The organism is Ruminococcus sp. Marseille-P328 (assembly GCF_964249465.1).
GTDB classification, from domain to species: Bacteria; Bacillota; Clostridia; order Lachnospirales; family Lachnospiraceae; genus Blautia_A; species Blautia_A faecis.
In genome coordinates this window covers 30,097-54,144 of sequence record NZ_CAXUBQ010000004.1, presented here as the reverse complement: position 1 = coordinate 54,144, position 24,048 = coordinate 30,097, and the positions used below count along the sequence as shown (strand labels likewise).

Sequence of the window (24,048 nt, the reverse complement as noted above, 5' to 3'; positions counted from 1 at the left end):
GGATAAGAAGTAATGTCAGTTTCAATAAAAACAGCACAAGAAATTGAACTTATGAGGGAATCCGGACATCTTCTGGAAAAAGTCCATGACGGGCTGATCCCTTATATTAAACCAGGAATGAGTACCAAGGAGATCGACCGTATCGGCGAAGATATGATCCGTTCCATGGGATGCATTCCCAATTTTCTGAATTATGGAGGCTTTCCTGGCTCCTTCTGCATCAGCCTGAATGATGAAGTGGTCCACGGAATTCCTTCGGAGGACAAAATTATCCAGGATGGTGATCTGGTAAAGATTGATGCAGGACTGATCTATAAAGGATATCATTCTGATGCGGCCCGTACTTATGCAGTCGGAGAAGTTTCCAAAGAAGCCAAGCAGCTTATGGATGTAACCAGGCAGTGCTTCTTTGAAGGAATAAAATTCGCGAAAGCAGGAAATCATCTCAATGATATTTCCAAGGCAATCGGAGCGTATGCGGCGAAATACCGTTATGGTATTGTACGAGATCTGGTGGGACATGGGATTGGTACTCATCTTCACGAAGATCCGCAGATTCCCAACTTCCCTCAGAAACGCAGGGGAGTGAAATTACTTCCAGGCATGACACTTGCCATAGAGCCCATGATCAATATGGGCAGAGCAGATGTATGCTGGCTGGATGACGAATGGACAGTGGTGACCATGGATGGTTCCCTTTCCGCACATTATGAGAACACCATACTGATTACAGATGGCGAACCGGAGATTCTGACACTCACAGAGTATTAATCATTATCATTAAGGCGATACAGGAGGTATAAAATGTCAAAAGTAGATGTACTTGAAGTAGAAGGCACTGTTTTAGAGAAGCTGCCAAACGCAATGTTTAAAGTGGAACTTGAAAACAAACATGTTGTACTTGCTCATATCAGCGGCAAGCTGCGCATGAACTTTATTCGTATTCTTCCAGGAGACAAAGTAACAATGGAGCTTTCCCCATATGATCTTTCCAAGGGAAGAATCATCTGGCGAGATAAGTAATTCAGATTCGTTAATAGCAAATTCGGATTAATGAATATAAAACTCCTGTGCCTGAGAAAATGCTTCTATGGTACAGGAGTTTCTTCTATTATAGAAGAAACTGAACACAGAAAAAATGTTTCAAACTTCAGGAAACTAAAAAAATTAGAAAAATGTAAAAAAAATTTAAAAAACTGCTTGCATTTTGTAGACCATAATGCTACAATACAATGCGGACGCGCTTGTACGTGTGTATAACTGCGCCCTAAACTGCAGATTTTAATGCTATATTTTACGGAAGGAGGATTTCCAGTGAAAGTAAGATCATCTGTAAAACCGATCTGCGAGAAATGCAAGGTCATTAAGAGAAAAGGTTCTATCAGAATTATCTGTGAGAATCCAAAGCACAAACAGCGTCAGGGTTGATTGATCCATTGTTTGTGAATGCGGCTGCAGGTGAAACACCCGGACGGGTTGTATCATCTGACATATAATGAACTAAGCATGTATTGCCTAATACCGGAGGCAACGTTGGCCCGTTGGCCGCAAATTTCGGAAAGGCTGCGAATCGCCAAAAGCAGCTGGGTGTTATACCGAGGCACCCCAATTAGGAACTAAGAATTAAGAAAGAGTGCGTATGGATGCATCCCATTTCACCTTGTATCTGATACAAGTGATGTACGAAGACGCAGAACTTTCAGTAAAGAAAATGGAGGAAACAGTACATGGCTCGTATAGCTGGTGTAGACTTACCAAGAGAGAAAAGAATCGAAATCGGTCTTACCTATATTTATGGTATCGGAAGACCAAGTGCAGACAAAATCCTTGCTCAGGCAAATGTAAATCCTGACACACGTGTCAGAGACCTGACTGATGATGAAGTTAAGAGACTTCAGGCTGTCATTGATGAGACAATGATGGTAGAAGGTGATCTTCGTAGAGAAATCGCCCTGAACATTAAGAGACTGCAGGAAATCGGATGCTACAGAGGAATCCGTCATCGTAAAGGACTTCCGGTTCGTGGTCAGAAGACCAAGACCAACGCTAGAACACGCAAGGGTCCGAAGAGAACAGTAGCAAATAAGAAGAAATAATTCAGTATCCTAACTATAAATTTTGATTGATTAAGGAAAGCGTAGGTTAGTTTTAAAATGGCAAAAACAACTAAAAAAACGACAACAAAACGTCGTGTCAAGAAAAACGTTGAACACGGACAGGCACATATCCAGTCTTCTTTTAACAACACAATTGTTACTCTGACTGACAACGAAGGAAACGCTCTTTCATGGGCAAGTGCCGGCGGTCTGGGATTTAGAGGTTCAAGGAAATCTACTCCTTATGCAGCACAGATGGCAGCTGAGACTGCAACAAAGGCTGCTTTAATTCATGGATTAAAAACAGTAGACGTAATGGTTAAAGGACCAGGATCAGGTCGTGAGGCTGCTATCCGTGCCCTTCAGGCATGCGGTCTTGAAGTAACAAGTATCCGTGACGTAACTCCGGTTCCGCACAACGGATGCCGTCCACCAAAACGTAGAAGAGTCTAATTGAATTAGGAGGTAAGCCAAGATGGCAGTAGATAGAACACCGGTCCTGAAAAGATGTAGATCCCTTGGAATGGATCCAATTTATTTAGGAATTGATAAAAAATCCACAAGACAGTTAAAACGTGCAAACCGTAAAGTATCTGAGTACGGTCTTCAGTTAAAAGAAAAACAGAAAGCAAAATTCATTTATGGCGTTCTGGAGAAACCTTTCCGTAACTACTACAAGAAAGCCGACAGAATGAAAGGTCAGACTGGTGAGAACCTGATGATCATGCTTGAGACAAGACTTGACAATGTTCTTTTCCGTATGGGATTTGCAAGAACAAGAAAAGAAGCTCGTCAGATCGTTGACCACAAGCACGTTCTTGTAAACGGAAAATGCGTTAACATTCCTTCTTATCTCGTAAAAGCTGGCGACAGCATCGAGATCAAAGAGAAATGCAAAGGTTCTGAGAGATACAAAGGAATCCTTGAGGTAACAGGCGGAAGACTTGTTCCGAACTGGCTTGAGGCTGACCAGGAGAATCTTAAGGGCGTTGTAAAAGAGCTTCCTACAAGAGAAGAAATTGACGTTCCTGTAAACGAGATGCTTATCGTCGAGTTGTACTCCAAATAATGAGCCCTGATAATACCCTCAATTGCATACAACCCAGAAGGAGGGAAATTTATAGTGTTTGATTTTAATAAACCAAAAATCGAAATTACCGAGATATCTGAAGATAAAAAATTTGGAAGATTCGTTGTAGAACCTCTTGAAAGAGGTTACGGTACTACACTTGGCAATTCTCTTAGAAGAATTATGCTGTCCTCCCTGCCGGGAGCTGCAGTAAGTCAGGTTAAGATCGATGGTGTTCTTCATGAATTCAGCTCCATCCCTGGAGTAAAAGAAGACGTGACAGAGATCATCATGAATCTTAAGAGTCTTGCAATTAAGAATAACAGTGCTGACAATGAGCCGAAGACCGCATACATTGAGTGTGAGGGCAAAGGTGTTGTGACAGCTGCTGATATTCAGGCAGATCAGGATATCGAGATCATGAATCCGGATCAGGTAATCGCTACCTTAAACGGTGGTAAGGATTGCAGACTTGCAATGGAACTTACCATTACAAAAGGCCGCGGATATGTGAGTGCGGATAAGGGCAAATCAGATGACATGCCAATCGGTGTAATTGCAGTTGATGCAATCTACAGCCCGGTTGAGAGAGTCAATATGGTTGTGCAGAATACACGTGTGGGTCAGGTTACAGACTTTGATAAACTGACACTTGATGTATACACAAATGGCACGCTGGATCCTGATGAGGCAGTAAGCCTTGCAGCAAAGGTATTAAGCGAGCATTTAAGCCTTTTCATTGACCTTTCCGAGAATGCAAAGACCGCTGAGGTTATGATCGAGAAAGAAGACAATGAGAAAGAGAAAGTTCTTGAAATGAGCATTGATGAGCTTGAGCTTTCAGTTCGTTCTTACAACTGTCTGAAGAGAGCAGGCATCAATACTGTTGAGGAGCTTTGCAATAAGACTTCTGACGACATGATGAAAGTACGTAACCTTGGACGTAAGTCTTTAGAGGAAGTACTTGCCAAGTTGAAAGAGCTGGGCTTACAGCTTCAGCCAACAGAAGAGTAAGATAACCATAAAGGTATCGCGTAAGATTATTACAGTGGGGATTTGCTAAGCAGCAGCCCAGTAAGACCGAACAAGCGTGGACTGCTGTCCCACAGATGGAGGAAAATTAAATGGCAAAATATAGAAAATTAAGCAGAACAGCTGACCAGAGAAAAGCTCTGTTAAGAAACCAGGTTACAAATCTGTTATACAATGGAAAAATTGTTACAACAGAAGCTAAAGCTAAAGAGATCCGTAAGATCGCTGAAGGCCTTGTAGCTATGGCTGTTCGCGAGAAAGACAACTTTGAGACTGTTACTGTAACAGCTAAAGTTGCAAGAAAAGACGCTGAAGGCAAGAGAGTGAAAGAAGTTGTAGACGGTAAGAAGAAAACTGTTTACGATGAAGTTGAGAAGCAGATCACAAAAGATGCTCCATCCAGACTTCACGCTCGTCGTCAGATGATGAAAGTGTTCTACCCGGTTAAAGAAGTTCCGGCTAAGGGCGCTGGCAAGAAGAAAAACACCAAAGATGTAGATATGGTTAAGAAGATGTTCGAGGAAATCGCACCAAAATACGCTAACCGTAACGGTGGATACACCAGAATCGTTAAGATTGGACAGCGTAAAGGTGATGGCGCTATGGAAGTGCTCATCGAGCTGGTTTAATCCGAAACAGAATTACTGATCATAAGAAAAGAGATATTTACGTTTCGTAGATATCTCTTTTTTCTTAATTTAGGGATACCAATGTGAGAAAGTTACTTTTATTAATAGAAATTTGTTTGTTAGCCTGGCTTTTGACAGGCTCCGCCCGGTACGAAGCGAAAAAAGAAATTCCAGTGAATACACCGGAATTTGACTGGGAAAATTACAATATTATAACGCATGCTCTGGGTGGGATTGACGGTCTCACATACTTAAATTCCAGAGAAAGCTTTATCAATTATTATGATAAAGGCTGCCGCCTGTTTGAGGTGGATCTGACGCAGACCAGTGATGGAGTATGGGTGTGCCGCCATAACTGGAAAGAGTCTCTTGGACAATGGGAAGGAGAAGAACGAAAAGTTCTATCCTCAGAAGAATTTTTAAATACGCCTATATATGGGAAATACACCCCTATGACCTTTGAAGACCTTCTGAAACTGCTGGACGAATATCCGGATGCATTTGTAATGATAGATTCCAAACAATATTCTGTCCGCAATTACCAGCGTACTCTTGAGGATTATGCACAGTACAGGGAAATCTCTATAAAAGCTGGCATCGAGCATACGCTTAAACAGATCATCCCGGAAATATACAATTCAGCCATGTATCCTGGAACAGCACTTTTGTATAAATTTCCTGCATATATCTATTCTCTGTGGCAGGAATATACCACAGAAGAATTGAACGATATTGCAGAATTCTGTCAAACCAATAAAATCATGGCTGTAACCATTTATCGTGACTACTGGTCCGAAGAAGTGCAGAAAATTTTTGACGAACGGGACATTTTGGTATATATTTATACCATAAATGACAAAGAGGAAGCCAGAAGATATCTGGCGAATGGGGCGCAAGGTGTCTGTACAGATGTACTGATCACAGATAACCTGAATTAAGCTGCACTGTCTAATTATATAACATACGAAAATAATACTTGAAAAGGACTGCCATTCATTGGCTCATTCATAATTGCTTTTTAAGCTTTACCCTGTGAATAGTAGTGAAAAAGGATTAAATACACATGAAAATCAGAACAATGGCTGCTGTTTTTGCAGCGAAATCTGCAGGCTTTATCTGCAGGAAAATGGGACGCCAGGGAGTGACCTGGGCGGGCAAGATCGCATTAAAGATCAATCCTGATATCCTGGAAGATCTTTCTTCTCAGGTGCGGAAGAAAATATTTGTAACCTGTGGAACCAACGGTAAGACAACCACCAACAACATGCTCTGCGCAGCCCTTGAAAATGAAGGGCAGAAAGTAGTCTGCAATCACACCGGTTCTAACATGTTAAACGGCGTTGTAGCAGCTTTTGTGCTGGCTGCCGGACCTACAGGCAGGCTGGATGCAGATTACGCCTGCATTGAGGTAGACGAGGCTTCTACCCGCCATGTATTTCCAGGCCTGAAGCCGGACTACATGCTTCTGACTAATTTGTTCCGCGACCAGCTGGACCGCTACGGTGAAATTGATATTACCATGAACATTCTGGAAGAGATGATCCGCACAGTACCGAAAATGCAGGTAATCGTAAATGCGGATGATGCGCTTTCGGCGTATCTTGCTATGGACAGCGGCAATCCGTATATCACATACGGAATCAGTAAGCCTGTCCAGAAGAGTGCGGCAAACGAGATACGGGAAGGACGTTTTTGTAAAAAGTGTGGTGCCAGGCTGGAATACAGTTTTTACCACTATAGTCAGCTGGGGGATTACAAGTGCCCATCCTGTGGCTTTGCAAGACCGGAAATCAAATATGATGCCCATGATGTAAAGGTTGGTGATCAACTGTCCTTTCAGGTGGAGGATAAGCACCTTACAGCCAATTACAAAGGCTTTTATAATGTATATAATATTCTGGCTGCTTATGCCGGGCTGCGTACAGCTGGATTTTCCGGAGAGCATTTCCAGAATATGCTTCAGAAATTTAATCCGGAAAATGGTCGTATGGAACAGTTCCGTATTAAAGGCACTGGTGTTATGCTGAACCTTGCAAAGAATCCTGCCGGTTTTAACCAGAATATTTCCGCAGTTATGCAGGATAAAACACAGAAAGATATTATTATCACCATCAACGACAATGCACAGGATGGAACAGATATTTCCTGGCTCTGGGATGTGGATTTTGACCTTCTGGGCGATGCAAGCATTCATTCCATTACAGTCAGCGGTATCCGCTGCCAGGATATGCGCCTCCGGATGAAATATGTGGACATTCCGGTTATGCTTGAGGAAAATGTGGAAACAGCGATCCGAAAAAGAATTGAAGACGGCGTAGGCAATCTCTACGTTCTGGTAAACTACACTGCATTATTCAGCACTCATAATATTCTTAAGAAAATGGAGGGAGAAAAGGAATGAAACTGACAATCGGACATTTATATCCTGATCTCCTGAACCTGTATGGAGACAGAGGAAATATCCAGTGCCTTATGAGACGCTGCCAGTGGCGTGGAATTGAGGCAGAGACCATTGCTTTTGAACTGGGTGACAAGATTGATTTTTCCAGACTGGATATTGTGCTACTGGGCGGTGGTTCCGACAGGGAGCAGATGCTGGTTTGTGAGAAACTGAAGGAAATTCAGCCGGATTTTAAGAAATATGTGGAAGATGGAGGCGTAGTTATCGCTATCTGCGGTGGTTACCAGCTTCTTGGAAAATATTATAAGACAGATCAGGGAACCATTACAGGGCTTGACCTGGTAGATCTTTACACCGAACAGGGAGAGGGACGTCTGATCAGCAATATTGTGCTGAAAAGCGACCTTTTTGATATGCCTGTGGTTGGATTTGAGAACCATGGAGGAAGAACCTGTATTAATAACTGCAAGCCTCTGGGAAAAGTACTCTATGGATCTGGAAATGATGGAAAAACAGGCTATGAGGGTGTGGTTTACAAGAATGTGATCGGAACGTACCTTCACGGTCCGCTTCTTCCCAAGAACCCGCAGCTGGCAGACTGGCTGATCGCACATGCTCTTGAGCAGAAATATGGAAAGGAAGTCCAGCTTGCGCCGCTGGATGATACAGAAGAGAAGGCAGCAAATGATTACGTATATCATCGCTTTGTAAAAGAGAACTGATACAAACAAGCTCCAAAGCCTGTTTGAAAATCATTCCTGCCTTGCAGAGAGCCTTTTTCAAACATGCTCTGATATGTACAGATAAAAATAAGGGGAACGATATGGCAAAAGGAATCAATCAAAAAGGGAAAATCCTTTATCTTGAAAAAATATTGAGAGAGACCAGTGAAACACATCCGTGCACTATGCAGGAAATTATCGGAAGACTTCAGGAAAACGGAGTCAGTGCTGAGCGAAAAAGTATTTATGACGATATGGAAGTGCTGAGAAGCTTTGGCATGGACATTAAGTTTAAAAGAGGAAAGTATACCGGATATTATGTTGCCGGAGAAGCTGCCGCAGAGAGCGTAAATACATCCACTACAGAAATGAATGGTGCAAATCCGGAAGACTCTGCAAAAAACAGGGCTGGAGCAGAGAATGAAGGCAATGCATTTTCCAATGAGGCTCACAAAAAAGCGAAAAATTCCTGGCTGCTTCCACCGTCAGATTCTGAGGAGGATAAACCGGTGAAGCTTCTTTGCAGAAATAAGAAAAAGAAAGAAGTCATGGCAGCACTTGGAAATTATGCCCAGTACAAGGAGAAAGAAGAGGATACTTTCGTTGCTGCAGTGCAGGTGGATGAGACCTTTGAGTTTTACGGATGGCTTACAGGCATGGGGAAAGATGTAATCCTTATGAAGCCTAAGAAGTCAGTTCAGGCTTACCGTGATTATCTGAAGGGAATCCTGAAAGAATATAAGTAAGAATACTATTTGAAAAAGCTTGAAAATAGAGAATGATATGAAGTTACATAGAAAGGAATTTTTATGAAAAAGCAAATTGCAGGACTTCTTACCGGACTTCTGGTGTGCAGTGCTTTTCTCACAGGCTGTGGTAAAAATGAAGCCACCGAGGCTGTAAAAGAGAGCGTTGAGGACGAAAATGAGGGCACTGGAGACACGAAGGACGCTGACAGCAAAAAGGATACGAATAAAAAGTCCGATAAACAGGACAGTGATAAAAGTGATGAAAATTCAGAAGAAAGTGAGACAACTGAAGCCCCGGAGGAAAATCTTGATAAGGTGGGGGTTCTGCTTCCGGAAGAGGGAGAGGATATCAACAGCAGTCTGGAGCGTACAGAACTGAAATCACGTCTGGAAGAGGCAGGTTATGAAGCTGCTATGTATTTTGCCGGGGACGATTCTGACACCCAGGCAGAACAGATCAGGGAGCTTCTTCAGGATGAGAAACTGAAAGCACTGGTAATTTCACCTGTTGATCCATATGGTCTTACAGATGTACTGGAAGAGGCTTCTGAGCTCTCAATTCCGGTGATTGACTATGACAATCTGATCATGGATACGCCCAACGTGAAATATTTTGTCACTTTTAATATGCGTGCAATTGGAAAAGAGATTGCCAAAAATATTGTAGAGAAAGAAGAACTGGATAAAGTCCGGGAAGACAGAGGTGCCCGTACCATAGAGTTTCTTATGGGCTCTCCGGATGATGACGCCTCGTTATTCCTGTTTAACGGAATAATGGAGGTTCTGCAGGAGTATATTGACGATGGTACCCTGATCTGCCGTTCCGGCCGTGTGACTTTTGATGAAACCAGCATTATGGATCAGAATACAGATACTGCGAAGAAGCAGCTGAAATCTGAGATAGACGAATTTTATTCTCTGGAGAAAACTCCGGATATTATCTGCACTGCTTCTGATGATTTTGCTCTGGCAGCTCTGGAGCTTCTGGAAAAAGAGCAGCTCCAGCCTGGTGATGAGAACTGGCCTCTGATCACAGGTGTAAATGCAGATGCAGATGCTGTTAAAAGTGTGGCAGAAGAAAAAATCGGTTTTACAGTCATGCTGGATCGCCGGGATCTGGCAGAAGCACTGACGAAGCTGGTGGAAACCTACCTGAATGGGGATGACGTTGATATCAATAATTATTCCCAGTATGATAATGGTGTGAAGATCATTGGAACGGTTACCTGTGATGGAAAGCTGATCGATAAGGATAATTATCAGATTCTTGTGGATAATGGATTCTATCTGGCAGAAATGATCGCGCCGGAAGCCTCTCCTATGCCTGTTCCCGAGGAAGTAAGTCCGACACCGGAAGTGACAGTGACGCCGGAGGCGAGTCTTACACCGGAAGGTGGTGAGCCTGAGAAAAAGAGCCAGGTAATTCCAAAGGATGAGCCTGAAGTGAGCACAGAAGAAGTTCCGGCTGTAAAGGATGGAGAAAACCAGGAGAGCAATAGCAAGCTGCAGAGTAGTGGAAAAGCATAAAACGGAAGTAAAATGAAAATACGTAAGTAAAATGAAAATACCAGTAATCGTTTGGTGATTACTGGTATTTTTGCTCTTAAAAATTAATCGCGGAAGGTCAGGGAATCATCTGTCATGGAATCAATGATAGCCAGAGATTCCAGACGGACACCCATATCGCGGATCTGCTGTCCGCCGTGCTGGAAGCCCTTCTCAATTACGATTCCGGCACCTTCAAGAGTAGCTCCGGATTTCTTTACAATATCGATCAGTCCGAGAAGAGCACAGCCATTTGCAAGGAAATCATCAATAAGAAGTACGTGATCCTCTGGACTAAGGAACTTCTTGGAAATAATAACATCATAAACTTTCTTATGGGTAAAGGATTCAATCTTGGTGCAGTACATCTCGCCGTCCAGGTTTACACTCTGGGATTTCTTGGCAAATACTACAGGAACATGAAAATACTGTGCTGCAATACAGGCAATGCCAATACCGGAAGCTTCAATAGTGAGGATCTTGGTGATGGGGCAGTCTGAGAAACGCGCCTTAAACTCCTTACCAATCTCATTGATCAGGTCAATGTCCATCTGGTGGTTCAGGAAACTGTCTACCTTTAATATATTGCCTGGTTTCACAACGCCATCTTTCAGAATACGTTCTTTTAAAAGCTGCATGGCTATATCTCCTTTTCGCTTCATGTCGTTTCGATTTTAGTATTTCTATGATACGACATTCTTTGAAGAAGTTCAATTATTTTTGACAAAAAAGTACAAAATATCTATAATGAAATTAATTTATGGAAAAAGGATTAGCTTTATTGTGAAAAACATCTGCAGTCAGCCGGATAAACAGTAACGCAAATGCGGGAGATGACAAAGGAGCAGATAGTTTTACAAAAAAGAGCAGGTGAGAATATGAAAGAGTATGAAGTAATCTGGGAAATTTTCAATAAATGTCCAAGGAATCAGATGAGGGATGTATTTGTGGACGAGGTGGAAATTGAAGATCCTGAGGAATATGTGAAGAATAAATTTAAGGGAAAAGACGTAACCTATGAGAAGACGGTTCTGGAAGATGGCACCATCATATTTGACATCCAGACCTCCCAGATCAAACAGAGATGTTCCTTTACGGAAATATAAGCTGCAGGTCACGAAGCGGATTTTAAGCTACTGCTTACAACAACGACCTTAGAGCATGTTTGAAAAAGGCTTTCCGCAAGATGTGCGTCACAATTTGTGGGAGATTTTGTCCGGATGAGGGCGCCGTAGCGGGCTACGGCAACCGAATTCAGACAAAATCTCCCGCAAAGTGGGGCGTGCAGATTGCGGGAATGATTTTTCAAACATGCTCTAAGGCATATTTTTTAATACAATCATCAGAAATAGTGCATATTTAAGGGAAGTATGTTATAATAAACGGACGTGCTTCAAAAGAATTACACCAGTCAGAAACCATCCACAGAACACTGTTGGATATGCGAAATGGTTGGCAAATACAGGAGGATGACATGATAGAAGAACATTTAGAGAACCACCTGCATGAAGGCGAGGAAGAGCATATGCATACCCATGTTCTGGAAGATGGCACCACTGTCATGCATTCCCATGGAGAACACGGACATCACCACAGTCATGCACAGACCAAGGCTGTACTGAACCGGCTTTCCCGTGCAATCGGGCACCTGGAATCCATCAAACGTATGGTGGAAGACGGCCGGGACTGCAGCGAAGTGCTGATCCAGCTTTCCGCAGTGAAATCTGCTATTAATAATACAGGCAAGATTATTTTACAGGATCACATTGAACACTGTATTGTGGATGCGGTAGAGCATGGAGACAAGGACGCCATCAAGGAACTGGAACGTGCAATTGACAGGTTTATGAAATAAATAAGGAAAAAGGAGATAGATAAAAATGGCAAAAGAATGTGACAGCAAGACTTGCGACAAATCAAGCTGTGAAGGCTGTGCCAGCAAGAAAAATCCGCAGAGCATGCAGGCTGCAATGAATGCAATGTCCAATGTAAAGCATGTGATCGGTATTGTAAGTGGTAAAGGCGGCGTTGGAAAATCCTTCGTGACAGCATCTCTTGCAAACAGAATGGCAAAGAAAGGCTATAAAGTAGGAATCCTTGACGCAGACATTACCGGACCATCCATTCCGAAAATGTACGGCCTGAAAGGTGCTGCCCAGGCAAACGACAGCGGTATTTTCCCTATGGAGACCAAAAACGGAATCAAGGTTATGTCCATTAACCTGCTTCTTCCAACTGAGGACACTCCGGTAATCTGGCGGGGACCGATCCTTGGCAACATGGTAAAACAGTTCTGGACAGATGTTATCTGGGGTGATGTAGATTACCTGTTCGTAGATATGCCACCAGGTACAGGAGACGTTCCGCTGACTGTATTCCAGTCCCTTCCGATTCAGGGAATCGTGATCGTAACCTCTCCACAGGATCTTGTAAGCATGATCGTGAAGAAGGCATACAATATGGCTGGAATGATGAAGGTGCCGGTTCTGGGCCTTGTAGAGAACTACAGCTATGTGAAATGTCCAGACTGCGGCAAAGAACTGAAAGTATTTGGCGAAAGCCACATTGACGAGATTGCCGCATCCCTGAATGTTCCGGTTCTTGGCAAAATGCCAATCGACCCGGCCTATGCAGCCAAGGTTGACGAGGGCGCCTTTGATGAGATCGATAATCCGTATATTGAAGCAGCAGATGGAGTTCTGCCACAGTAAGAGGCTGGGAGCACTATAGAAAAACACACAAATTGTGGCGAACATTTTGCAAAAAAAGATTCTGTGTAAAAACAAGATTGTAACATCCTGTTTTTACCAGAATCTTTTTCTTTTCTTTATTTCTTACTGCGGTAAGCCTCTGCTTCCCAATGGGTAATGAAATAAGTGATCTCATCTGTCATCTGAAGCGGACCGCCGAAGCTTTCTGCATAGACAGCAAGCTTGATGGCATCCTTAGCAAGAAGCTGAGCCTTGGCAGCTTTCCCCTTGTCATCTTCCATAATAAATGCACCAACGCCCTGAACCAGGATCAGTCTTGGTTCTTTATCATTTTCAGCCATAAATGCATCCAGTGCTTCTTTTGCCTGATCAATGTTTTCAACAAATAAAGGATATGGACCGCAATATACTATGTGATCAGGGGTGAATGGTTTCAGAAGCGGTGCGGCAGCTTCTATATTTTTTACAAAATTATCTGCTTCAGCAGCCGGTACAACCTCTACAGCATGTCCGAGCAGCTGGGAAAGCTTCTGTGCAGCAGCCTCTTTTTTAGGGGTAACAGCATCACTGACGTCAGCTGTTCGTTTTACCTGTTTTTCAAGGGTGGAGATCACGCCATCAAATAAAACACCAATCTCTTCTACGGTATTTGCAGCTACGAAAATACCGTGATTCTGAAGCAGAAGAACCTGAACATCTTTTCCAAATTCTTCTTTATAAGCGTTCATTTTCTCATAACAGATACGTGCAAGTGTGTATCCTGGTTTACAGATGTCGATCCAGAGAACCTCTTTACCAAGGAGCTGCTCGGAAAGTGCCTTTGCGCCATTGCCGCATGTCAGACCATTTACAAGAGTAGGATGAACATGCAGTACATAGGTATATGCAAATAAATTGTGAAGTAATGCTTCCACGCTTGGACGCTTGGTCTTATCTGCATCGGTCACTGCAGCCATTACATCTGCAAGATAGGCAGCTTCACGCTCAGTGTCATTTCCCGGATATTCTGTTTTCATGATCTCATTGAGACGGGTGCGGCTCATCTCAACGAATTCCTCTGCCTTAATGGTGGCAAGCTGTGTACCGGAGCCCTTTACATACAGTGTGGTTTCATCTTTGACAGAAGTATTTCCACCGCCTGCAAGAACGTAAGCAGGATTGCTTCCGTAAGTGTTTGACATTTTTACCAAAGTTGAAAGATCCATAAAATTTAATACCTCCCATTGTTTTTTTCATACATCTACATTGTACATGATATGATAATATTTAGCTATCAAAATATGCTAAAAAGAAGTAGTTTTTGTGCTTTTTGATGAAAAATAGTCAAAAAACTTCTGGGCAGCCTGGGATAAAGGAAGGCTTTCGTGATATACAAGGGCTAATTGTCTGGGTGGAAGCTGCTGCTTCAGGCTGACCTCTATCAGAGCGGTTTCCTGTCCACGTAAAGAAGCCAGCATGTAATCCGGAACACAGGCAATTCCAAGACCAATGCGTGCCAGATCAATAAGCAGATCATTGCTGTTAAGCTCAACCTCCGGAATCAGATTCTGTCTGTGGGATGCAAAAAACTGATGAAGATATTCACTTGTTGTGCTTTTGGACGAAAGGGTGAGAAGAGGATATTCCATCAGCTTCTTTATTTCCAGGGCTTTTCCTTCAAGTGGAAAAAAGTCCGGATTGGCAACAAAAATATCCCGAAATTCTTTTACCACCTGTACTTTTGTGTGTGCGGTAAGCCGGGAATTGGGAAGATTGCTTACGATCAGGTCCACCTGACGGTTTTCCAGAAGCTCCACGCAGCCCATGGAGGTGCTGTTTGTGACCTTGATCCGCACTCCCGGATAATCCTGATGAAATCGCTTCAGGTAGTCAATCAGAAAGTACCGGCAGATGGTATCGCTTGCCCCGATCCGCAGCTGCCCCTGAAGTCTGTCTTCCTCAAGAAGCTGTGCCTCCCCCTGGGAAAGCATTTCCAGGGCCGGTTTGACATGCTGGAAAAGTATTTCTCCCTCAGGGGTAAGGGAAACCTTCTTGGTGCTTCGGAAAAACAGTTCCCGTCCCAGCTTTTTTTCCAGAGTCTTGATTCCCTGGCTTACTGCAGACTGGGAAATGAACAGCTGGCGGGAGGCTTCAGAGAAGCTTAAGGTGGTGGCAACGTAGTAAAAGCATTTGTATAATTCAAGATTGATATCCATATATAAATCCTCCAAAATCAAACTCGTTACTGTCCACTCCGTGACCAGTAACACGCTTCGCGATGCACAGAAAGACGAACCTTCTTGTGACAAGCACAAGAAGTAGCGTTTGCTGCGCAAACTTAATTCTCGGGTTTTCTGTGAACTTTGTTCACAAAAAACACCTCGCGGAATATTGTCAGTGAACAGTAACTCAAACTCTGCTATGACTGATGAGCCATGTTTATTTACATATAGAAGTAATAGTAATAAAAAATATAAGATATATTAATTTTACTTATGACAAAACCTATGATACTATAATAAACGAAAATGTGCAAGAATGGCTGCAGTTTTGCGCAGTCATCCAATTTTTTCAAAATGAAAAAGCACACCACACTATGATTTCACATTCACGAAAGGAGTTTTCCAATGAGTAACGTAAGACGAGTATACGTAGAAAAGAAACCATCCTTTGCCGTAAAAGCCAAAGAACTGAAGCATGAGATCAGCTCTTATCTGGGTATTCAGACTGTAACAAACGTGCGGGAACTGATCCGCTATGACGTAGAGAATATTTCTGATGATGTATTTGAGAAAGCATGCCATACCGTATTTGCCGAGCCTCCGGTAGATGACCTTTACCTGGAGAAATTCGAGGCAGCAGATGGCGCACATGTTTTTTCTGTAGAATTCCTTCCTGGCCAGTTTGACCAGAGAGCCGATTCCGCTGTACAGTGCGTACAGTTCCTTGATGAGAACGCGCAGCCAATCATCCGTTCTGCCACTACTTATGTGATCGAGGGTGATATTACAGAGGAAGAATTCGAGGCAATCAAAAATCATTGCATTAACCCTGTAGATTCCCGTGAGACAGGCCTTCAGAAGCCGGAGACACTGGTTACAGAGTTCAAAGACCCGGAAGATGTCAAGATCTTTGATGGCTTCCGTGATATGGAGGAAGCACCATTAAAAGAGCTTTACAGCTCCCTGAACCTTGCTATGACATTTAAGGATTTCCTTCATATTCAGAACTATTTTAAGAACGAGGAGAAACGTGATCCATCCATGACCGAGATCCGTGTTCTGGATACATACTGGTCTGATCATTGCCGTCATACCACATTCTCCACTGAGCTTACACAGGTGAAATTTGACGAAGGTGATTATAAAACTCCTATCGTTGATACCTATAACAGATATCTTTCCGACAGAGAAGTCCTTTATAAGGGACGGGACGACAAATTCGTCTGCCTGATGGATCTTGCCCTTATGGCTATGAAGAAACTGAAATCCGAAGGCAAGCTTCAGGATCAGGAAGAGTCCGACGAGATCAATGCCTGCAGTATTGTAGTGCCGGTTGATGTAAATGGAAAAGAAGAGGAATGGCTGATCAACTTCAAGAATGAGACACACAACCATCCGACAGAGATCGAGCCATTTGGTGGCGCAGCTACCTGTCTTGGCGGTGCAATCCGTGACCCACTTTCCGGACGTACTTATGTATATCAGGCAATGCGTGTAACAGGAGCAGCAGATCCTACTGTTTCTGTAAAAGAGACTCTGAAGGGCAAGCTTCCGCAGAAGAAATTGGTTCGTGGCGCAGCCCACGGCTACAGCTCCTACGGCAACCAGATCGGTCTTGCTACCGGTTATGTAAAAGAAATCTATCATCCGAATTACGTTGCAAAACGTATGGAGATCGGTGCAGTTATGGGTGCTGCTCCAAGACGTGCAGTTATCCGTGAGAACTCTGATCCGGGAGATATCATCATCCTTCTTGGCGGACGTACCGGACGTGACGGCATCGGTGGTGCTACCGGTTCCTCCAAGGTACATACAGAGGCTTCTATCGAGGTCTGCGGCGCTGAGGTACAGAAAGGAAATGCACCTACAGAGCGTAAGATCCAGCGTATGTTCCGTCGTGAGGAAGTCAGCTATATCATTAAGAAATGTAACGACTTCGGTGCAGGCGGTGTATCCGTAGCAATCGGAGAGCTGGCACCTGGTCTTCAGATCGACCTTGACAAAGTTCCGAAAAAATATGCAGGTCTTGACGGTACTGAGATCGCAATTTCCGAGTCCCAGGAGCGTATGGCAGTTGTTGTTGCTCCGGAAGACGTAGAGAAATTCCTTGGTTTTGCAAACGAAGAGAACCTGGAGGCAGTTCCGGTTGCAGTTGTAACAAAAGAGCCAAGACTGGTGCTTTCCTGGAGAGGAAAAGAGGTTGTAAATATTTCCCGTGCATTCCTTGATACCAACGGTGCACATCAGGAGACAACCGTAGAAGTTGAAATCCCGAATAAAGAGGGCAACCTTTTTGAAGAGCGTCCGGACGTAGCCGATGTAAGAGAAAAATGGCTTTCCACACTGGCAGACTTAAATGTATGCTCCCAGAAGGGCCTTGTAGAGATGTTTGACAGCTCCATTGGTGCAGGAAGCGTTCTTATGCCTTATGGCGGTAAAAATCAGCTTACAGAGACTCAGGCAATGGTTGCAAAGGTACCTGTACAGAATGGAACAACTAATACTGTAACTATGATGAGCTATGGCTTTGATCCATACTTATCCTCCTGGAGCCCATATCACGGAGCTGCTTATGCAGTGACAGAATCTGTTGCAAGAATCGTGGCAGCAGGTGGTGATTATAAGAAGATCCGCTTCACCTTCCAGGAATACTTCCGTCGTATGACAGAGGATCCAAAGAGATGGAGCCAGCCATTTGCAGCACTTCTTGGTGCTTATGCAGCACAGATGGGCTTCGGTCTTCCGTCTATCGGTGGTAAGGACAGTATGTCCGGAACCTTCAATGACATTGATGTTCCGCCAACACTGGTTTCCTTTGCAGTGGATGTTGCCAAGCTTCAGGATGTGATTACACCAGAGCTGAAAAAGGCTGGAAATAAACTGGTATGGCTTCGTGCACCCAAGGATCAGTACGATTTACCAGACTATACAGGCATTATGGAGCAGTATGAGAAGCTTCACAATGATATGCAGGCTGGAAAAGTGGTTTCCGCTTATGCACTTGACCGTCACGGTATTGCGGCAGCAGTCAGCAAGATGGCATTTGGAAATGCAATGGGCGTGAAGATCGAGCATAATCTGGATCCAAGAGACTTCTTTGCACCAGGCTTCGGCGATCTGGTTCTGGAAGTTCCGGCTGAAAAGGTTGGTCAGCTTTCTATCACATATACCGTGATCGGTGAAGTAACAGATAATGGTAAATTCTCATATGGAAATGCTGAGCTCACAGTAGATGAGGCTTACAAGGCATGGACAGGCACTCTGGAGAAGGTCTTTAAGACAACCTCTGGTGAAGAAAACGATGGACCAGTTGCCATGGCTGTAAAGACAGCAGATCCGGAAGCAACCTATGAGAATGGTATTTATAATACAAAGAATATTTATGTCTGCAAGCATAAAGTAGCAAAACCTCGCGTATTCATTCCTGTATTCCCAGGAACAAACTGTGAGTACGACAGTACAAAGGCATTCGAGAGAGCCGGAGCTGAGGTAGACGTTAAGGTATTTAAGAACTTAAGTGCAGAGGATATCCGTGATTCTGTGAAAATATTTGAGAAATCCATTGATCAGGCACAGATGATCATGTTCCCAGGCGGCTTCTCCGCTGGTGATGAGCCAGACGGTTCTGCGAAATTTTTTGCAACTGCCTTCCAGAATGCAAAGATCAAAGAAGCTGTTATGAAGCTGTTAAATGAGAGAGATGGTCTTGCACTTGGTATCTGTAACGGATTCCAGGCGCTGATCAAGCTGGGACTTGTTCCATACGGCGAGATCTGCGGACAGAAAGAGGATTCTCCTACACTGACCTATAACACCATCGGACGTCATATCTCCAAGATGGTTTACACCAAGGTAGTGAGTAACAAGTCTCCATGGCTGCAGAAAGCGGCTCTTGGCGGCGTATACTGCAACCCGGCTTCCCACGGTGAAGGACGTTTTGTAGCAAACGATGAGTGGCTTACAAAGCTCCTTGCAAACGGACAGGTGGCTACCCAGTACGTAAATCCAAACGGAGAACTGGATCAGTCCGAAGAATCCAATATCAACGGATCTACCTATAACATTGAGGGTATCACAAGCCCGGATGGACGTGTTCTCGGTAAGATGGCACATAGCGAGCGCCGCGACAATGGCGTTGCAATCAACATCTATGGACAGCAGGATATTCAGATCTTTGAGTCCGGTGTTGAGTACTTCAAATAAAACGTTGCAAATAAAACGTTAAAAAAGAAATATCCTGGTAAGTACAAAGCTTTTTTCGCATTGTAACTTATCCAGGATATTTTTTGTATCTTCATTACTTTGATTTTCGTCGCCGCAGATACATTGCCATCAATATAGTTCTTGCGCTATATTTAATAATTTTAATGAAATATTTTCCCGGCTATTTCCATCTAATGTATGTAAAAGGAAATACAGCAATTAATTTCGTGTACTGCAGAACACAAAAAGGAGCGAAAAACCTTATGGAAAATTTGGTGAAAAAGGCAAAATCCGGAGATCCCGGTGCATTTGCACAGCTCATCCGGATGAATACTCAGAGCATGTATAAAGTAGCCTGGGCCTATCTGAAGAATGACGAAGATGTGGCAGATGCCATACAGGAAACGATTTTAAAGTGTTATGAGAAGCTTTCCACTTTAAAAAAGGATTCTTACTTCAAAACCTGGATGATTCGGATTCTGATCAATAACTGCAATGAAATGCTTCGGCATAAAGGCCGTGTTTTTCCTACGATGGAAATGGAAGAGGGAATCTTCGAGGAATCAGGCTATGTAGATTGTGAGTGGAAGGAAATCCTGGCATCCCTGGAAGAGAAGTACCAGGTGGTGATGCTTTTGTATTACAGCAAATCCCTTAGTGTAAAGGAAATTGCCGCTCTTCTGGAAATCAGCCAGAATACAGTGCTTACAAGGCTCTCCAGAGCCAGAAAACAGCTTCGTGCAGAGTATGAAGGAGGATATATTCATGGATGATAAATTATTTGATATTTTTTCAGAAGAAACAGAAGTGCCGGAATGTGTGCTCAGGCGTGTAGATGAGACATTGGAAATGATAGAGAATTCGGCAAAGTCCGATAGAGGGTATCAGAAAGAAGAAAAAACGGGAAAAGTAATAAATGGCACTGACAGAATGGGAAAAATTGGTACACGAAAAAACTGGAAGCGCAGTTTGATCTTGACATTTGCGGCAGTGATGGCATTTGGTGCCACTGTTTTTGCAGCAGAGAAGTATATAGGCATTTCCGGTTTTTTCCAGGAAGTTGGAAATAAGATGCCGGAAGAAGCCAAGGAGCTGATTGAAAAAAATCCGGTGCAGCAGGAAGATGGCGATTCCATTCTCACTTACACCGTGAAGGAAGCCCTATGTGATAAGAACAGTGTTCAGGTGGTGGTGGAAGTTACAGCGAAAGAAAGAGGCAAGTATCTTCTGGCAGGACAAGATACCATGAATGAGGATCCTGTAAGAAATCTTGGAATTGAAAGTGACAAGACAATAGGAGAATATGCCGCAGAAAAAGGACTGATCATCGTAAAGGTTGGAGCCAGCTTTGATTTTGATTCAGATCTTGGCATTGAAACAGCAGTGGGAAATTACCGAAATCTGGAAGATGATGTAGTAGATTTCTATTCTTCCGCGGTAAAGACAAATGAGAGTAAGAATCTTACCGTTTCCTGCATCGGAACAGCCACGCTTCCGGATGCTAAGTGCGTTGATGATGTGATGCGTACAAACATTACTTTCCAGCTGGAAGATAAGAGCCAGGGGAAAAATGCGACCTATGTGCCTGTGGATGGTGAAGGGATAACCGCCGATGGAAAAGTAAAGATCCTGTCCGCAGATATAGAAGAAACAGAAGTGGGAGAATACGTCACAATCCATTGTATCTTCTTAGAAGAGTGCGACAGTATTTCCCTTGACGTAACGGATCTGAATGGAAATCTGTGGCAGCTCTCCGACCTTGGCGGCGGTTCAGAGGTGGCAGAGGTTGGAAAAGAAGCCACCTTCCAGAGAAGCTATCAGAAAACGGACCTTCTAGATGAAATCGGAATACGGGGATATGACTATGAAACGAATACTACGTATGAGCCGGTAAAAATGAAGCTTAAGAAATAGAATAATCGAAAAAAGTCCCCATTCACTGTTTTTTGCAATTAAAACAGTGGGATGGGGACTTATTTGATTTGTTAAATTAAGATTATCCGAACTTTCGCATATTACTCAGATCGGAAAAATCAATCATTTTGATTTCTTCAACGTTGCCGGTTGAAGCCATTGGGCAAACGGCGTAGTTTCGCGTCTCATTTCCTATAGTAAGCTTTACCACATAATGCCATATGGACCATGATGGAGAGCCAACCGGATAATCATTAAAGCAATAATGAATATCATCAAATCCACCGACTAATTCAGCGAACTTACCGAGAATTGCCGGTGATGTGCTAGAGTCCCAACGGTAAGTTACAAAAAATGGAACATTGGGATCTGCTGCCAGATTGACTGTATCATCGTTATATTGTGTTAAATATTTAAAGCGGCCTGGTTCTCTGAGGTAGGCACTTATAGCGTCCATCTTTTCAAAAGGAGTCATATCAGCAGTTGTAGTTTTGTTAATAATGTCAATCATCCATGCGTTTTTTGCCTGATCATAATCCAGAACATTTAATGTCACTGTATTTGCAACCGTATAACCTGATGATGAATATTCCCTGAATTCTACAGTGTTGGTTCCTGCTTCCCAAAATATCGCGTATTTGATATAACCGCCTTTTACTTTCTCTAATGAAGTAGTTTCTGAGTCATTGTTTTCTAAAGGAATATCATCAAAGAAACGAGATGAACCACTTCTGTATGCGCTGGTCCGCGAGTCATTTCCATTAAAAATCAAGGAAAAAGAGTTCGGATCCGGATTGTCTGTCTTTATAAAAAAAGGTTTGGGACAACGGGTGTAAATATCTGCCTTCTGTTTGTCCAGACCATAAATTTCATATGTATATTTAGCTGGTGCAGTTCCTTCTTTATCGTGTGCAGGCAGATCAGTTTTGGGAATCGGTGTGGGTGTAGGAACCGGTGTGGATGTAGGCGTTGGTGTAGGTGTAGGGGTTGCACTTTGGTGGGTACTGTTTGTCTCTCTGTTTGTTGTGCAATGGCCTGTAGAAGACCATTTGGAATAGTATTTTTTTCCTTTAACGGTCATGTAAGTGCGGGTTTGCATATAATATGTAGTCCCGGCACGGAGGCCATTGAGAAAAATTGTGTTGTTTTTGTTACCTTTGACTGTTATAGTTTTTGCATTTTTTAGTTTTGAATTAGTGGCATAGCGCAGCTGGTAACCATTGGTCTGGGAGGTTTGTCTTTTTACTACTACAGTTGCAGCAGCTGTTTTTGCATAGATATTCATTATCTGGGCTTTCGGCGGTAAAATGACAAACTGTTTTTTGACAGTACCGGTATAAGTGCCTTTTCCAATAATCTGAACCGTGTAAGTTCCTACTTTTTTGCAGCCTTTAGAGTACTTTACAATATAGTTTTTCTTTTCCTTCAAGACTTTTCCTTTATAAGTTACTCTTACTTTTGGACGCTGTACCTTTTTATTATAGGTAAGCTTTGTGGCGGATAATTTAATCCTGGTATTTTTCACATTTACCCTTGCTGCGGCAAATACCTGGCTTGAACTGCAAAACAGAAGCAGTAAAATGATGAGGCAGAGGTGAATCTGCCGGTGTAGATGATGATTTTTTTTCATGGCTTTTTACTCCTTTTATATGATAAGTTTATTGGGTTTTGTAAAAATATAACTATTTATGACCAGACCGTAGCAGCCATTTCTGGTCAATCTTTTTTACCTCATCATCTGCAAACCGGATATGTAGTCTGACGGAATTGGACAGCTGTACGATTTCCTCTACAGTACCTTCCCCAAATTTGGGATGAGTTACCACATCGTTTACCCGGAATTTTATTTCGCTATGTTTGGCGCTTTTGTAGGCCTGTTCACGGCGGTAGGTGTCCCGGATGGGAACTGTCTTGTCATGGATAGGGTTTTTCAGAGCTTTGTCATAATTGTGCTTCAGAAGGCTTTCTCCGATTCTGTAATAAGGAGTAGGCGCGGCGCCCACAAGAGAACAGCAGTATTTCCAGGCGCTCCCATGCTTTCCTGCCTGCCAGTTATACTGCGCCGGGATTTTCATATTGTATTGCATATAATGGGCGTATTCGTGCTTATAAAGATCCAGGCGATCCTCTTTGGAAAGAGGCTTCTTTACGGCATAACCAATAAACAGAAGGGAAAAATAGAAGCCTTCCTTTTCATGAGAAGAAGCAGGTGTATAAGAGCCAAGTACAGCCTCATCGTAACCAAAGCGGATAGGCACAGAAGCTCCACGAAGCCCAAACCTGCGGTCAAGAGTCTGGAACAAAGCGCGGATCTGAGCTTCGTGGATGGTAGCTTCATTATCAAGAAGTTTACGGATAGATGGGTCAATATTCATGCAGTTACTCCTTTAAAAATTATTAACTGGAAAAAATACATGCCAAGTTTTATGGCGTTTGACTTGAAAACTCCCACTGACAGATCGCGGAGCGACTGCGTTCATGAGCAAGTAGCGAAGCGGACATTCCAGGTCCGCTTCGCTGATAGATAAAAAAAATAGATGCTGCAATCTGCAACATCTATAATAGCGAGAGGGGGATTCGAACCCTCGACACCGCGGGTATGAACCGCGTGCTCTAGCCAACTGAGCTATCTCGCCATATTCAATTAAAAAAACTTTTGCTGAAAAGTCTGTGCGTATAAAAGACTATCAGCAAAGTAGCGAGAGGGGGATTCGAACCCTCGACACCGCGGGTATGAACCGCGTGCTCTAGCCAACTGAGCTATCTCGCCATATTC

25 protein-coding genes and 2 tRNA genes are annotated in these 24,048 nt (G+C 43.2%); 19 read left to right on the top strand and 8 right to left on the bottom strand.

Annotated elements, in window-relative coordinates; all coding sequences use genetic code 11:
• Positions 1 to 12: 12 nt before the first annotated feature.
• The 13 genes from map to ACESTK_RS04045 all read left to right on the top strand — a co-directional run bounded on the left by map (position 13) and on the right by ACESTK_RS04045 (position 10,225).
• Positions 13 to 771, top strand: coding sequence for a type I methionyl aminopeptidase (gene map / locus ACESTK_RS04105; RefSeq protein ID WP_118581184.1), 759 nt, complete (start codon positions 13 to 15; stop codon positions 769 to 771).
• Positions 772 to 804: 33 nt separating this feature from the next.
• Positions 805 to 1,023, top strand: coding sequence for a translation initiation factor IF-1 (gene infA / locus ACESTK_RS04100; RefSeq protein ID WP_117852566.1), 219 nt, complete (start codon positions 805 to 807; stop codon positions 1,021 to 1,023).
• 291 nt (positions 1,024 to 1,314) lie between these two features.
• Positions 1,315 to 1,428, top strand: a complete 114-nt coding sequence (gene rpmJ, locus ACESTK_RS04095) for a 50S ribosomal protein L36 (RefSeq protein ID WP_003022746.1) — start codon at positions 1,315 to 1,317, stop codon at positions 1,426 to 1,428.
• Between the two features lie 299 nt (positions 1,429 to 1,727).
• A complete protein-coding gene (gene rpsM, locus ACESTK_RS04090; RefSeq protein WP_117852568.1) occupies positions 1,728 to 2,096 on the top strand; it encodes a 30S ribosomal protein S13 in 369 nt (122 codons plus the stop codon).
• Positions 2,097 to 2,153: 57 nt separating this feature from the next.
• Positions 2,154 to 2,549, top strand: coding sequence for a 30S ribosomal protein S11 (rpsK, locus tag ACESTK_RS04085; protein WP_148461639.1), 396 nt, complete (start codon positions 2,154 to 2,156; stop codon positions 2,547 to 2,549).
• A 22-nt stretch (positions 2,550 to 2,571) separates the two neighbouring features.
• Positions 2,572 to 3,165, top strand: a complete 594-nt coding sequence (gene rpsD, locus ACESTK_RS04080; RefSeq protein ID WP_118581181.1) for a 30S ribosomal protein S4 — start codon at positions 2,572 to 2,574, stop codon at positions 3,163 to 3,165.
• A 54-nt stretch (positions 3,166 to 3,219) separates the two neighbouring features.
• Positions 3,220 to 4,179 carry a DNA-directed RNA polymerase subunit alpha gene (locus ACESTK_RS04075; protein ID WP_118581178.1) on the top strand — a complete coding sequence of 320 codons (960 nt, stop codon included), beginning with the start codon at positions 3,220 to 3,222 and terminating at the stop codon, positions 4,177 to 4,179.
• A 110-nt stretch (positions 4,180 to 4,289) separates the two neighbouring features.
• Complete coding sequence (locus tag ACESTK_RS04070) at positions 4,290 to 4,826, top strand: bL17 family ribosomal protein (protein WP_118581175.1); 537 nt, start codon at positions 4,290 to 4,292, stop codon at positions 4,824 to 4,826.
• 83 nt (positions 4,827 to 4,909) lie between these two features.
• Positions 4,910 to 5,764: a phosphatidylinositol-specific phospholipase C/glycerophosphodiester phosphodiesterase family protein gene (locus tag ACESTK_RS04065; RefSeq protein ID WP_118581172.1), complete on the top strand. Its 855-nt coding sequence runs from the start codon at positions 4,910 to 4,912 to the stop codon at positions 5,762 to 5,764.
• Between the two features lie 125 nt (positions 5,765 to 5,889).
• The gene (locus tag ACESTK_RS04060; RefSeq protein ID WP_118581169.1) at positions 5,890 to 7,227 is read left to right on the top strand and encodes a Mur ligase family protein; all 1,338 of its coding nucleotides are present in this window, start codon (positions 5,890 to 5,892) and stop codon (positions 7,225 to 7,227) included.
• A complete protein-coding gene (locus tag ACESTK_RS04055) occupies positions 7,224 to 7,949 on the top strand; it encodes a type 1 glutamine amidotransferase (RefSeq protein ID WP_118581166.1) in 726 nt (241 codons plus the stop codon). The genes ACESTK_RS04060 and ACESTK_RS04055 overlap by 4 nt, the downstream gene beginning before the upstream one ends.
• 101 nt (positions 7,950 to 8,050) lie before the next feature.
• Positions 8,051 to 8,695 carry a WYL domain-containing protein gene (locus ACESTK_RS04050; protein ID WP_373118818.1) on the top strand — a complete coding sequence of 215 codons (645 nt, stop codon included), beginning with the start codon at positions 8,051 to 8,053 and terminating at the stop codon, positions 8,693 to 8,695.
• Between the two features lie 63 nt (positions 8,696 to 8,758).
• Complete coding sequence (locus ACESTK_RS04045; protein WP_373118816.1) at positions 8,759 to 10,225, top strand: substrate-binding domain-containing protein; 1,467 nt, start codon at positions 8,759 to 8,761, stop codon at positions 10,223 to 10,225.
• Positions 10,226 to 10,308: 83 nt separating this feature from the next.
• Here the strand turns inward: ACESTK_RS04045 and ACESTK_RS04040 are convergent, their stop codons facing one another.
• Positions 10,309 to 10,881, bottom strand: coding sequence for a xanthine phosphoribosyltransferase (locus ACESTK_RS04040; RefSeq protein ID WP_118581157.1), 573 nt, complete (start codon positions 10,879 to 10,881; stop codon positions 10,309 to 10,311).
• A gap of 240 nt (positions 10,882 to 11,121) precedes the next feature.
• On the opposite strand from ACESTK_RS04040, the gene ACESTK_RS04035 reads away from it, so the two are divergent.
• Complete coding sequence (locus ACESTK_RS04035) at positions 11,122 to 11,349, top strand: hypothetical protein (protein ID WP_373118813.1); 228 nt, start codon at positions 11,122 to 11,124, stop codon at positions 11,347 to 11,349.
• An 8-nt stretch (positions 11,350 to 11,357) separates the two neighbouring features.
• Here ACESTK_RS04035 and ACESTK_RS04030 read toward each other — a convergent pair whose 3' ends face one another.
• Positions 11,358 to 11,552 carry a DUF6783 domain-containing protein gene (locus tag ACESTK_RS04030; protein WP_373118810.1) on the bottom strand — a complete coding sequence of 65 codons (195 nt, stop codon included), beginning with the start codon at positions 11,550 to 11,552 and terminating at the stop codon, positions 11,358 to 11,360.
• 216 nt (positions 11,553 to 11,768) lie between these two features.
• Between ACESTK_RS04030 and ACESTK_RS04025 the strand changes: the two genes are divergently transcribed.
• Both ACESTK_RS04025 and ACESTK_RS04020 read left to right on the top strand, forming a co-directional pair.
• A complete protein-coding gene (locus tag ACESTK_RS04025; RefSeq protein WP_118581323.1) occupies positions 11,769 to 12,098 on the top strand; it encodes a metal-sensing transcriptional repressor in 330 nt (109 codons plus the stop codon).
• 25 nt (positions 12,099 to 12,123) lie between these two features.
• Positions 12,124 to 12,954 carry an Mrp/NBP35 family ATP-binding protein gene (locus tag ACESTK_RS04020; protein ID WP_118581151.1) on the top strand — a complete coding sequence of 277 codons (831 nt, stop codon included), beginning with the start codon at positions 12,124 to 12,126 and terminating at the stop codon, positions 12,952 to 12,954.
• A gap of 116 nt (positions 12,955 to 13,070) precedes the next feature.
• Here ACESTK_RS04020 and ACESTK_RS04015 read toward each other — a convergent pair whose 3' ends face one another.
• The gene (locus ACESTK_RS04015; RefSeq protein ID WP_226854328.1) at positions 13,071 to 14,159 is read right to left on the bottom strand and encodes a class II aldolase/adducin family protein; all 1,089 of its coding nucleotides are present in this window, start codon (positions 14,157 to 14,159) and stop codon (positions 13,071 to 13,073) included.
• Positions 14,160 to 14,237: 78 nt separating this feature from the next.
• Positions 14,238 to 15,149: a LysR family transcriptional regulator gene (locus ACESTK_RS04010; protein ID WP_187565486.1), complete on the bottom strand. Its 912-nt coding sequence runs from the start codon at positions 15,147 to 15,149 to the stop codon at positions 14,238 to 14,240.
• A gap of 411 nt (positions 15,150 to 15,560) precedes the next feature.
• Here ACESTK_RS04010 and ACESTK_RS04005 point away from each other — a divergent pair, with 411 nt between their 5' ends.
• From ACESTK_RS04005 to ACESTK_RS03995, 3 genes are all read left to right on the top strand, one after another.
• Positions 15,561 to 19,358, top strand: a complete 3,798-nt coding sequence (locus ACESTK_RS04005; protein WP_373118807.1) for a phosphoribosylformylglycinamidine synthase — start codon at positions 15,561 to 15,563, stop codon at positions 19,356 to 19,358.
• Between the two features lie 263 nt (positions 19,359 to 19,621).
• A complete protein-coding gene (locus ACESTK_RS04000) occupies positions 19,622 to 20,131 on the top strand; it encodes a sigma-70 family RNA polymerase sigma factor (protein WP_270413561.1) in 510 nt (169 codons plus the stop codon).
• Positions 20,124 to 21,272, top strand: coding sequence for a hypothetical protein (locus ACESTK_RS03995; protein ID WP_373118803.1), 1,149 nt, complete (start codon positions 20,124 to 20,126; stop codon positions 21,270 to 21,272). The genes ACESTK_RS04000 and ACESTK_RS03995 overlap by 8 nt, the downstream gene beginning before the upstream one ends.
• Positions 21,273 to 21,354: 82 nt before the next feature.
• Here ACESTK_RS03995 and ACESTK_RS03990 read toward each other — a convergent pair whose 3' ends face one another.
• The 4 genes from ACESTK_RS03990 to ACESTK_RS03975 form a co-directional block, all read right to left on the bottom strand.
• Positions 21,355 to 22,902 (bottom strand): hypothetical protein, encoded by a 1,548-nt coding sequence (locus ACESTK_RS03990; protein WP_373118800.1) that lies wholly within the window; start codon positions 22,900 to 22,902, stop codon positions 21,355 to 21,357.
• A 52-nt stretch (positions 22,903 to 22,954) separates the two neighbouring features.
• The gene (locus ACESTK_RS03985) at positions 22,955 to 23,647 is read right to left on the bottom strand and encodes a hypothetical protein (protein ID WP_373118797.1); all 693 of its coding nucleotides are present in this window, start codon (positions 23,645 to 23,647) and stop codon (positions 22,955 to 22,957) included.
• 187 nt (positions 23,648 to 23,834) lie between these two features.
• Positions 23,835 to 23,908, bottom strand: a tRNA-Met gene (locus tag ACESTK_RS03980).
• A 60-nt stretch (positions 23,909 to 23,968) separates the two neighbouring features.
• Positions 23,969 to 24,042 (bottom strand) — tRNA-Met (locus ACESTK_RS03975).
• Between the last annotated feature and the right edge of the window lie 6 nt (positions 24,043 to 24,048).

Coding starts and splice junctions, on each gene's coding strand:
- ACESTK_RS04060 (WP_118581169.1), top strand. CDS start 5,890: ATGAAAATCAGAACAATGGCTGCTGTTTTTGCAGCGAAATCTGCAGGC.
- ACESTK_RS03985 (WP_373118797.1), bottom strand. CDS start 23,647: ATGAATATTGACCCATCTATCCGTAAACTTCTTGATAATGAAGCTACC.
- ACESTK_RS04015 (WP_226854328.1), bottom strand. CDS start 14,159: ATGGATCTTTCAACTTTGGTAAAAATGTCAAACACTTACGGAAGCAAT.
- ACESTK_RS03990 (WP_373118800.1), bottom strand. CDS start 22,902: ATGAAAAAAAATCATCATCTACACCGGCAGATTCACCTCTGCCTCATC.
- ACESTK_RS04000 (WP_270413561.1), top strand. CDS start 19,622: ATGGAAAATTTGGTGAAAAAGGCAAAATCCGGAGATCCCGGTGCATTT.
- ACESTK_RS04025 (WP_118581323.1), top strand. CDS start 11,769: ATGCATACCCATGTTCTGGAAGATGGCACCACTGTCATGCATTCCCAT.
- map (WP_118581184.1), top strand. CDS start 13: ATGTCAGTTTCAATAAAAACAGCACAAGAAATTGAACTTATGAGGGAA.
- ACESTK_RS04035 (WP_373118813.1), top strand. CDS start 11,122: ATGAAAGAGTATGAAGTAATCTGGGAAATTTTCAATAAATGTCCAAGG.
- ACESTK_RS04020 (WP_118581151.1), top strand. CDS start 12,124: ATGGCAAAAGAATGTGACAGCAAGACTTGCGACAAATCAAGCTGTGAA.
- ACESTK_RS04005 (WP_373118807.1), top strand. CDS start 15,561: ATGAGTAACGTAAGACGAGTATACGTAGAAAAGAAACCATCCTTTGCC.
- ACESTK_RS03995 (WP_373118803.1), top strand. CDS start 20,124: ATGGATGATAAATTATTTGATATTTTTTCAGAAGAAACAGAAGTGCCG.
- rpsK (WP_148461639.1), top strand. CDS start 2,154: ATGGCAAAAACAACTAAAAAAACGACAACAAAACGTCGTGTCAAGAAA.
- ACESTK_RS04040 (WP_118581157.1), bottom strand. CDS start 10,881: ATGCAGCTTTTAAAAGAACGTATTCTGAAAGATGGCGTTGTGAAACCA.
- rpsD (WP_118581181.1), top strand. CDS start 2,572: ATGGCAGTAGATAGAACACCGGTCCTGAAAAGATGTAGATCCCTTGGA.
- ACESTK_RS04055 (WP_118581166.1), top strand. CDS start 7,224: ATGAAACTGACAATCGGACATTTATATCCTGATCTCCTGAACCTGTAT.
- ACESTK_RS04070 (WP_118581175.1), top strand. CDS start 4,290: ATGGCAAAATATAGAAAATTAAGCAGAACAGCTGACCAGAGAAAAGCT.
- infA (WP_117852566.1), top strand. CDS start 805: ATGTCAAAAGTAGATGTACTTGAAGTAGAAGGCACTGTTTTAGAGAAG.
- ACESTK_RS04050 (WP_373118818.1), top strand. CDS start 8,051: ATGGCAAAAGGAATCAATCAAAAAGGGAAAATCCTTTATCTTGAAAAA.
- ACESTK_RS04045 (WP_373118816.1), top strand. CDS start 8,759: ATGAAAAAGCAAATTGCAGGACTTCTTACCGGACTTCTGGTGTGCAGT.
- rpsM (WP_117852568.1), top strand. CDS start 1,728: ATGGCTCGTATAGCTGGTGTAGACTTACCAAGAGAGAAAAGAATCGAA.
- ACESTK_RS04010 (WP_187565486.1), bottom strand. CDS start 15,149: ATGGATATCAATCTTGAATTATACAAATGCTTTTACTACGTTGCCACC.